This is a genomic window from Enterobacter cloacae complex sp. BZL2005 (assembly GCF_049238885.1).
GTDB lineage: Bacteria > Pseudomonadota > Gammaproteobacteria > Enterobacterales > Enterobacteriaceae > Enterobacter > Enterobacter roggenkampii.
Map to the genome: position 1 here is coordinate 186,227 of NZ_JBMKGI010000008.1, position 7,429 is coordinate 193,655.

General features: G+C 54.8%; 6 protein-coding genes and 1 rRNA gene. 5 read left to right on the top strand and 2 right to left on the bottom strand.

Annotated elements, in window-relative coordinates:
* The first annotated feature begins 126 nt into the window (after positions 1–126).
* From trxC to ACOTXI_RS15600, 5 genes are all read left to right on the top strand, one after another.
* Positions 127–546, top strand: coding sequence for a thioredoxin TrxC (gene trxC, locus ACOTXI_RS15580; protein WP_008502193.1), 420 nt, complete (start codon positions 127–129; stop codon positions 544–546).
* Positions 547–615: 69 nt separating this feature from the next.
* Positions 616–1,314: a tRNA-uridine aminocarboxypropyltransferase gene (tapT, locus tag ACOTXI_RS15585; protein WP_008502194.1), complete on the top strand. Its 699-nt coding sequence runs from the start codon at positions 616–618 to the stop codon at positions 1,312–1,314.
* Positions 1,315–1,349: 35 nt separating this feature from the next.
* Positions 1,350–4,013: a bifunctional acetate--CoA ligase family protein/GNAT family N-acetyltransferase gene (locus tag ACOTXI_RS15590; RefSeq protein WP_008502195.1), complete on the top strand. Its 2,664-nt coding sequence runs from the start codon at positions 1,350–1,352 to the stop codon at positions 4,011–4,013.
* 110 nt (positions 4,014–4,123) lie between these two features.
* Complete coding sequence (gene pssA, locus ACOTXI_RS15595) at positions 4,124–5,479, top strand: CDP-diacylglycerol--serine O-phosphatidyltransferase (protein ID WP_008502196.1); 1,356 nt, start codon at positions 4,124–4,126, stop codon at positions 5,477–5,479.
* Positions 5,480–5,524: 45 nt separating this feature from the next.
* The gene (locus tag ACOTXI_RS15600) at positions 5,525–5,848 is read left to right on the top strand and encodes a YfiM family lipoprotein (protein ID WP_008502197.1); all 324 of its coding nucleotides are present in this window, start codon (positions 5,525–5,527) and stop codon (positions 5,846–5,848) included.
* Here ACOTXI_RS15600 and ACOTXI_RS15605 read toward each other — a convergent pair.
* On the bottom strand, positions 5,845–7,140 hold the full coding sequence (locus ACOTXI_RS15605) for an MFS transporter (RefSeq protein WP_008502198.1): 1,296 nt from the start codon (positions 7,138–7,140) through the stop codon (positions 5,845–5,847). The two genes, ACOTXI_RS15600 and ACOTXI_RS15605, sit on opposite strands and share 4 nt — an antisense overlap.
* A 206-nt stretch (positions 7,141–7,346) precedes the next feature.
* A 5S ribosomal RNA gene (gene rrf / locus ACOTXI_RS15610) occupies positions 7,347–7,429 on the bottom strand; the annotation flags it as partial.

A 7,429-nucleotide genomic window follows, 5' to 3' on the forward strand; every position in this document is an offset into this window, starting at 1 on the left:
CTGTGACTATTGTTCTCATTGAATAAAACGCATTGTTGTTTCAAACAGGCTCATTGATAATATGTAACATATTAGAAACATTATCGGCGTCTTGCCGCTGTCCCACGGCTCTATCAGAGGTTAGTTATGAATACCGTATGTGCCAACTGTCAGGCTCTTAACCGCATTCCGGACGATCGGATTGAAGATGGTGCGAAATGCGGACGTTGTGGCCATGAATTGTTTGATGGCGATGTCATTAACGCGACGGGTGCTACGCTGGACAAACTCCTCAAGGACGATCTGCCTGTCGTAGTGGATTTCTGGGCGCCCTGGTGTGGCCCATGCCGAAGCTTCGCGCCGATCTTCGAAGACGTGGCCGAAGAACGCAGCGGGAAAATACGTTTCGTTAAGGTCAATACTGAAGCTGAACCTGAACTGAGCGCCCGTTTTCGCATTCGCAGCATCCCGACGATTATGATTTTCAAAAAGGGTGAAGTGGTCGACGTGCTCAACGGTGCGGTGCCTAAAGCCCCGTTTGATAGCTGGCTTAACGAATCACTGTAACATTCACGGGGCACATCTTGTGCCCCGTTCCCGCCTCTGCGAAAATAGGGTTTTTCCTGCATTTCGCCCATGACTGATAACGCTGTTCTTCAATTACGCGCCGAACGCCTTGCGCGCGCCACCCGTCCGTTCCTCGCGCGCGGAAACCGTATTCGCCGCTGTCAGCGTTGCCTGCTGCCGCTGAAGGTTTGCCTGTGCGAGACGCTGACCCCAAGTTCGGCACAGAGCCGTTTTTGTCTGGTCATGTTTGATACCGAGCCGATGAAGCCCAGCAATACTGGTCGCCTGATTGCCGATATTCTGCCGGATACCGCGGCGTTTCAGTGGTCCCGCACGGAGCCCCCTCAGGCCCTGCTCGACTTAGTGGCAAGCCCGGACTATCAGCCGATGGTCGTTTTCCCCGCGTCATATGCAGGTGTCGATCGTCAGGTGCTTTCGACGCCGCCATCCGGTAAACCGCCGTTGTTTATTATGCTGGACGGCACCTGGACCGAAGCGCGAAAAATGTTTCGCAAAAGCCCTTATCTCGACGCACTGCCGGTGATTTCTGTCGATCTTTCCCGCGTCTCCGCCTACCGCCTGCGTGAAGCGCATGCTGACGGGCAATACTGCACCGCCGAAGTGGCCATTGCGCTTCTGGATCTGGCGGGTGATACCGCTGCGGCTGGCGCCCTGGGCAACCATTTCTCCTGTTTCCGGGAACGCTATCTGGCGGGAAAAACCGTTCATAAGGGCAGCGTCACAGCAGCCGAGACGGAAAGCGTTTAAAATCATCAGGTCGCTTGCATTCACAGGAGGCCTGCATGAGCCAGCGAGGGTTAGAAGCGCTACTTCGTCCTAAATCCATTGCCGTCATCGGCGCATCAATGAAACCGGATCGTGCTGGCTATCTGATGATGCGCAACCTGCTGGCCGGAGGATTTAATGGACCCGTCATGCCCGTCACGCCCGCGTATAAGGCAGTTCAGGGAGTGCTTGCATGGCCTGATGTACAGAGCCTGCCTTTCGTACCGGATCTGGCCGTACTGTGTACAAACGCGAAACGGAATCCGGACCTGCTGGAATCGCTCGGCAAGAAAGGCTGTAAAACCTGCATTATTCTCTCGTCTCCGCCTGAACAGAAAGCCGAGCTTCTGGCCTGCGCCAGCCGCTATCAAATGCGCATTCTGGGGCCAAACAGTCTGGGCCTGCTCGCCCCCTGGCAGGGCTTAAATGCCAGCTTCTCTCCGGTACCAATCCGCAAAGGCAAGCTCGCGTTTATCTCGCAGTCGGCAGCGGTATCGAACACTATCCTCGACTGGGCGCAGCAGCGTGAAATGGGATTCTCCTACTTCATTGCTCTCGGCGACAGTCTGGATATCGACGTTGATGAGCTGCTGGATTTTCTGGCACGCGACGGTAAAACCAGTGCGATCCTGCTTTATCTTGAGCACCTCAGCGACGCGCGTCGTTTTGTCTCGGCTTCGCGAAGCGCGTCGCGCAATAAGCCGATCCTGGTAATCAAAAGCGGGCGCAGCCCTGCGGCTCAGCGTCTGCTGCAGTCGCATTCCGGCATGGATCCCGCCTGGGACGCCGCTATTCAGCGCGCGGGTTTGCTGCGGGTACAGGATACGCACGAGCTTTTTTCCGCCGTTGAGACGTTAAGCCATATGCGCCCGTTGCGCGGCGAGAAGTTAATGATTGTCAGTAACGGCGCCGCCCCTGCCGCACTCGCGCTGGATGAGCTGTGGCGGCGCTTCGGCAAGCTGGCCACGCTGAGTGAAGAGACGCTGCAGCGCCTGAAAGACGCGCTTCCGACCAGCGTGACGCCCGGCAATCCGCTTGATTTACGCGATGACGCCAGTAGCGACCGCTATATCAGGGCCATTTCCATTTTGCTGGATAGCCAGGATTTCGACGCGCTGATGATTATTCACTCCCCCAGCGCGGTCGCGCCGGGCAGCGAAAGCGCGCGCGCGCTCATTGATGCCGTGCGCAATCATCCGCGAGGCAAATATGTCACCCTGCTCACCAACTGGTGCGGTGAGTTTTCTTCGCAGGAGGCGCGACGCCTGTTCAGCGAAGCCGGACTGCCAACCTACCGCACGCCGGAAGGCACCATAACCGCGTTTATGCATATGGTGGAATATCGCCGCAACCAGAAACAGCTCCGCGAGACGCCGGCGTTGCCCGGGAATTTGACGGCCAATACCGTTGACGTTCACCGGCTGTTGCAGCAGGCGATTGAAGAAGGCGCGACGTCGCTGGATACGCATGAGGTCCAGCCCATTCTGGGCAGCTACGGGATGCAGACCCTGCCGACCTGGATCGCCAGCGACAGCGCTGAGGCCGTGCATATTGCCGAGCAGATTGGCTATCCGGTTGCCCTGAAGCTGCGTTCGCCGGATATCCCGCATAAGTCTGACGTTCAGGGGGTGATGCTCTACCTGCGGACGGCGGCAGAGGTGCAGCAGGCAGCCGATGCCATCTTCGATCGGGTCAAAATGGCCTGGCCGCAGGCAAGGATCCACGGCTTGCTGGTGCAAAGCATGGCTAACCGCGCAGGCGCTCAGGAGTTACGCGTGGTGGTCGAACACGATCCCGTTTTCGGCCCGCTCATCATGCTGGGTGAAGGCGGCGTGGAGTGGCGCCCGGAGGAGCAGGCCGTCGTGGCGCTACCGCCGCTGAACATGAACCTGGCGCGTTATCTCATCATCCAGGCGATTAAAAGCAAAAAGATCCGCGGCCGGAGCGCGCTGCGTCCGCTTGATATTGCCGGGCTAAGTCAGTTCCTGGTGCAGGTCTCTAACCTTATTGTGGATTGCGCCGAGATCCAGCGGCTGGATATTCATCCGCTGCTCGCCTCCGGCAATGAGTTTACGGCGCTGGACGTGACCCTGGATATCGCGCCCTTTGAAGGAGACAGAGAGAGCCGTCTGGCGATCCGCCCGTATCCCCTGCAGCTGGAGGAGTGGGTTGAGATGAAAAATGGGGAACGCGCCTTGTTCCGCCCTATTCTGCCGGAAGATGAGCCCCAGCTGCGGGCCTTTATCTCTCAGGTCACAAAAGAGGATCTTTATTATCGCTATTTTAGCGAAATCAACGAATTTACCCACGATGATTTAGCCAATATGACCCAGATCGACTACGATCGAGAAATGGCGTTTGTTGCCGTTCGTCGCGCCGATGAGGGTGATGAGATCCTCGGCGTCACGCGTGCCATTTCTGACCCGGATAACGTCGATGCGGAGTTTGCCGTGCTGGTGCGCTCCGATCTTAAAGGTCTGGGCCTGGGAAGACGACTGCTGGAAAAACTCATCAGTTATACGCGAGATCACGGATTGTTACGCCTTAATGGCATTACTATGCCTAACAATCGCGGTATGGTGACCCTGGCGCGAAAACTTGGGTTTGACGTTGATATTCAGCTGGACGAAGGTATTGTTGCCTTATCCCTCAGTCTGACATCAGCAGACAAACGCGAGTAAGCTACTGGAAATGTTACCCACTTTGGACGGGACTGGTGGTATCATTGTCCGCTTATGTTGTTTGCATAGTACAGACAACCCTTCAATGAACAGAGAAGAAACGCACTGTGATGTTGTCAAAATTTAAGCGTAATAAACATCAACAACACCTTGCTCAACTACCGAAGATTTCTCAGTCAGTTGATGATGTAGAGTTCTTTTACGCTCCCGCTCATTTTCGGGAGACGCTTCTGGAAAAGATTGCCAGCGCCACGCGACGCATTTGCATTGTGGCACTGTATCTTGAACAGGATGAAGGCGGGCGCGCGATCCTGAACGCGCTCTATGAAGCCAAACGTCAGCGTCCGGAACTGGATGTTCGCGTGCTGGTAGACTGGCATCGCGCCCAGCGTGGCCGTATTGGCGCTGCAGCATCAAACACCAATGCTGACTGGTATTGCCGCACGGCGCAGGAAAATCCTGGCGTTGACGTGCCTGTTTATGGCGTCCCGGTGAATACCCGTGAAGCGCTCGGCGTTCTTCATTTCAAGGGGTTCATCATTGATGACAGCGTGCTTTACAGCGGCGCCAGCCTCAATGATGTCTACCTTCATCAGCTCGATAAATATCGCTATGACCGCTACCATCTGATCCGTAATCCGCAGATGGCCGATATCATGTTCAACTGGGTTGATAAAAATCTGGTTCATGGCCGCGGTGTTAATCGTCTTGACGATCCCGAGCGTCCGAAAAGCCCGGAGATCAAAAACGATGTTCGCGCCTTCCGCCAGGAGCTGCGCGATGCGGTCTATCATTTCCAGGGCAATGCGAACAACGAAGAGTTATCCGTTACCCCGCTGGTAGGGCTCGGCAAATCAAGCCTGCTGAACAAAACGATTTTCCATCTGATGCCGTGCGCGGAGCAGAAACTGACTATCTGCACGCCGTATTTCAACCTTCCTGCCGTGCTGGTGCGTAATATCATTCAGCTGCTGCGCGAGGGTAAAAAAGTGGAAATCATCGTGGGTGATAAAACGGCAAATGACTTCTTCATTCCCGAAGATCAGCCGTTCAAAATCATTGGTGCGCTGCCTTATCTCTATGAGATTAACCTGCGTCGTTTCCTGAGCCGCTTACAGTATTACGTCAACACTGACCAGCTGGTTGTGCGTCTCTGGAAAGATGAAGACAATAGTTACCATCTCAAAGGCATGTGGGTCGACGATGAGTGGATGCTGCTGACAGGTAACAACCTGAACCCGCGCGCATGGCGACTGGATCTGGAAAACGCTATCCTGATTCATGACCCGCAGCATGAGTTAGCCGCCCAACGTGAACGCGAGCTGGAGCTGATTCGCACCCATACGACCGTCGTGAATCACTACCGCGAACTGCAGAGCATTGCCGATTATCCGGTAAAAGTTCGCAAGCTTATTCGCCGCTTACGTCGTATCCGTATCGACCGACTTATCAGCCGTATTCTGTAATATCCAGGCCCTGTCACCCGCAGGGCTTTTTTATGGAGCCCGTTGATGCGTATTCCTCTGGTACTGAGTGTGCTCTTCCTGAGTGGCTGTAGCCATATGGCTAACGATAGCTGGTCCGGACAGGACAAAGCACAGCATTTCCTCGCTTCCGCGATGTTGTCCGCAGCCGGTAATGAATATGCCCAGCACCAGGGATACAGCCGGGATCGTAGCGCGGCGATCGGGTTAATGTTCTCAGTAGGTCTTGGGGCATCAAAAGAACTGTGGGATAGCCGCCCCGCAGGGAGCGGCTGGAGCTGGAAAGATTTCGCCTGGGATGTCGCCGGCGCAACGACCGGCTATGCCGTATGGCAGATGGCGCGCTATTAAAGTCGAATGCCTTTCCCTTTGCGATGCAGCATCAGGGAGACAACAAACGCCAGTGCCCCCATTCCCGTTACGTACCAGAAGAATGTCGTTTCGCTTCCCCATGATTTAAGCGACAGCGCGACGTACTCCGCCGATCCGCCAAACACCGCGTTGGCTACCGCATAAGAGAGCCCTACCCCTAACGCACGGACCTGCGCCGGGAACATCTCGGCTTTCAATATCCCACTGATGGAGGTATAGAAACTGACAATCACCATCGCCACCATCACCAGCGCAAAGGCGGCATACGGTGAAGAGACATGCTGAAGCGCTGTCAGAATGGGAACGGTACATAATGCCGATAATCCGCCAAAAATGAGCATTGAGGTACGTCGGCCAATTTTGTCCGAGAGCGCACCGACGATCGGCTGTATGAGCATAAAGACAAACAGCGCCGCGGTCATGACCACACTGGCGACATTGGCGTGCATGCCGGTGGTATTCACCAGGTACTTTTGCATATAGGTGGTGAAAGTATAAAAACTGAGAGAGCCGCCCGCAGTGAAGCCCAGCACCATGAGGAAAGCTTTGCGGTTACGCCATAACCCTTTGAATGTTCCCGCCTCCTTCAGCATCCGGACCTCTTTCTGAGAGGTTTCATCTAACTGACGGCGTAGCCAAAGTGCGACAATCGCCAGCACTGCCCCCATTGCGAAAGGAATTCGCCATCCCCAGGCATGTAGTTGTTCGTCCGTCAAAATCTGCTGCAGGATCACCACCACAAGAATGGCCAGCAGTTGACCGCCAATCAGCGTGACGTACTGGAATGAGGCGTAAAAACCTTTACGGCCTTCCAGTGCAATTTCGCTCATGTAGGTCGCACTGGTACCGTATTCACCGCCCACCGATAATCCCTGAAATAAGCGGGCCAGCAAAAGCAGCGCCGGTGCCCAGGTGCCAATCGATTCATATCCCGGTAAGCAGGCGATCACCAGCGAGCCAAAGCACATCATACACACCGAGATCAGCATCGAGGCCTTACGCCCTCGACGATCCGCAATACGGCCGAACAGCCAGCCCCCGATGGGTCGCATTAAAAATCCTGCGGCAAAAACCCCAGCCGTTTGTAGCAGCTGTGTAGTGGTGTTGCCGGATGGGAAGAAAATATGTGCGAAGTAGAGTGAACAGAATGAGTAGACGTAAAAGTCGAACCATTCAACCAGATTCCCTGAAGAGGCGCTGATGATTGCCCATACCCTTCTTCGGGTATCACTGTGAGCCAGCGTCCCGTGTGATGTCATGCTTTCTGTCATTGTGATTATGCTCCTGCCATAAACTGCGGCGTATTGAGCCAGAAGGCTCAATAACCTCGTAAATGAAATGTTATAATTTTGTTATAAATAACATTGCGACAGGGATCACACATTCCATTAGCAGGATAAGGGATTAAGAGAAAGGCCAGGATGGAGATAAAAGCAAAAAATCCCGCACCTTCCGGTACGGGGTTCTTCTAATTGATGCCTGGCAGTTCCCTACTCTCACATGGGGAGACCCCACACTACCATCGGCGCTACGGCGTTTCACTTCTGAGTTCGGCATGGG

Excerpts from the sequence above, each read along its gene's own strand:
- ACOTXI_RS15590 (WP_008502195.1), top strand. The coding sequence starts at position 1,350 with ATGAGCCAGCGAGGGTTAGAAGCGCTACTTCGTCCTAAATCCATTGCC.
- ACOTXI_RS15605 (WP_008502198.1), bottom strand. The coding sequence starts at position 7,140 with ATGACAGAAAGCATGACATCACACGGGACGCTGGCTCACAGTGATACC.
- pssA (WP_008502196.1), top strand. The coding sequence starts at position 4,124 with ATGTTGTCAAAATTTAAGCGTAATAAACATCAACAACACCTTGCTCAA.
- trxC (WP_008502193.1), top strand. The coding sequence starts at position 127 with ATGAATACCGTATGTGCCAACTGTCAGGCTCTTAACCGCATTCCGGAC.
- tapT (WP_008502194.1), top strand. The coding sequence starts at position 616 with ATGACTGATAACGCTGTTCTTCAATTACGCGCCGAACGCCTTGCGCGC.
- ACOTXI_RS15600 (WP_008502197.1), top strand. The coding sequence starts at position 5,525 with ATGCGTATTCCTCTGGTACTGAGTGTGCTCTTCCTGAGTGGCTGTAGC.